At 65.2% G+C, this 1,639-nt stretch carries 2 protein-coding genes; both read left to right on the top strand.

All coding sequences use genetic code 11. The features are described from left to right. Positions 1 to 94: 94 nt before the first annotated feature. Positions 95 to 652, top strand: a complete 558-nt coding sequence (locus EKL94_RS22070; protein WP_126930642.1) for a 1,2-dihydroxy-3-keto-5-methylthiopentene dioxygenase — start codon at positions 95 to 97, stop codon at positions 650 to 652. A gap of 3 nt (positions 653 to 655) precedes the next feature. After that, positions 656 to 1,351: an acireductone synthase gene (mtnC, locus tag EKL94_RS22075; RefSeq protein WP_126930643.1), complete on the top strand. Its 696-nt coding sequence runs from the start codon at positions 656 to 658 to the stop codon at positions 1,349 to 1,351. The last annotated feature ends 288 nt before the right edge of the window (positions 1,352 to 1,639 follow it).

Below are 1,639 nucleotides of genomic sequence, written 5' to 3' on the forward strand. Positions count from 1 at the left end.
CGTACCGAGTGCTGGGTCCCTTTCGGGGCCACGGAGATTTTTTACAAGCACCGCTGCTACCCTGTCTTCCCCCCGAGACGTTCAAGCTGCCGCCATGAGCCGACTGCGCATCTACGACGACACCCGCCCCGAATCGCCGCTGCTGGACACCCAGGACGGCGCGATCATCGCTGCCGAACTGCAGAAGATCGGCGTCACCTTCGAGCGCTGGCAGGCCACCGCACCGGTCGCGCCGGGCGCCAGCCAGGATGAAGTGTTTGCCGCCTATCGCACCGACATCGATCGCCTGGTCGCCGAGCGCGGCTTCAAGAGCGTGGACGTGGCCTCGATTGCGCCGGACAACCCGAACCGCGCCGAGCTGCGGAAGAAATTCCTCGACGAGCACTTCCACAAGGAAGACGAGGTGCGCTTCTTCGTCGCCGGCTCCGGCCTGTTCACCCTGCACGTGGCCGACAAGGTCTATGAGATCGAGTGCGTGAAGGACGACCTGATCGCCGTGCCCGATGGCACCACCCACTGGTTCGACATGGGCGATGAGCCCAGCTTCGTGGCGATCCGCTTCTTCACCGAGCCGGATGGCTGGGTCGGCCACTTCACCGGCACCGACATCGCGCAGAAATTCCCCCGTTACGTACCTACCCAGGCGTCCTGATCCATGCAGCCCCGCGTCATCCTGACCGACATCGAAGGCACCACCAGCAGCATCTCGTTCGTCAAGAACGTGCTGTTCCCCTATGCCCGCAAGGCCTTGCCGGCGTTCGTCGCCGAACATGGCCAGCAGCCGGAGGTCCGCCGCTGGCTGGATGCGGTGGCTACCGAGATCGGCGGCGCCTGCCAGGACAGCCTGGTGGCCGAGACGCTGCAGGGCTGGATCGACCAGGACCGCAAGCACACCGCACTGAAGGCGCTGCAGGGCCTGATCTGGGACGAGGGCTACCGTCGCGGCGATTACACCGCACACTTCTACCCGGAAGTGGCGCCGGTGCTGAAGGGCTGGCACGCCTCCGGCCTGCCGCTGTACGTGTACTCCTCCGGCTCGGTGCCGGCGCAGAAGCTGTTCTTCGGCTTCAGCGACGCCGGTGACCTCAGCCCGCTGGTGTCGGGCTGGTTCGATACCGAGATCGGCGGCAAGCGCGAGGCCGACAGCTACCGCCGCATCGTGCAGGCGATCGGTGTGCCGGCCGGCGAGATCCTGTTCCTGTCCGATGTAGTGGAAGAACTGGACGCCGCTCGCGAAGCCGGCCTGCAGACCCGCCTGGTTGATCGCCTGGATGATTACCCTCTGCCGCGCACCGGGCAGGCCGCCAACGGCCACGAGCGGGTCGAGAACTTCCAGCAGATCCAGCTGTAAAGCGACAGGTAGATGCCAACCTTGGTTGGCATGTTCCGGGTGTGCCAACCAAGGTTGGCACCTACCAAAACAGGATGTGCCGCCCTCAACGATCGAGGTGTGCGGACCAACGATCCGCACCTGCCCGGCTCCGCGTCTGGTGGATGCCAACCTTGGTTGGCATGTTCCGGGTGTGCCAACCAAGGTTGGCACCTACCAAAGCAGGATGCGCCGCCCTCAACGATCGAGGTGTGCGGACCAACGGTCCGCACCTGCCCGGCTCCGCGTCTGGTGGATGCCAACCTTGGT

The sequence above is a fragment of the Stenotrophomonas maltophilia genome (assembly GCF_003970865.1).
Classification (GTDB): Bacteria; Pseudomonadota; Gammaproteobacteria; order Xanthomonadales; family Xanthomonadaceae; genus Stenotrophomonas; species Stenotrophomonas maltophilia_AR.

Bases quoted from the DNA above. Each gene is read 5' to 3' on its own strand.
- EKL94_RS22070 (WP_126930642.1), top strand. From the start codon at position 95: ATGAGCCGACTGCGCATCTACGACGACACCCGCCCCGAATCGCCGCTG.
- mtnC (WP_126930643.1), top strand. From the start codon at position 656: ATGCAGCCCCGCGTCATCCTGACCGACATCGAAGGCACCACCAGCAGC.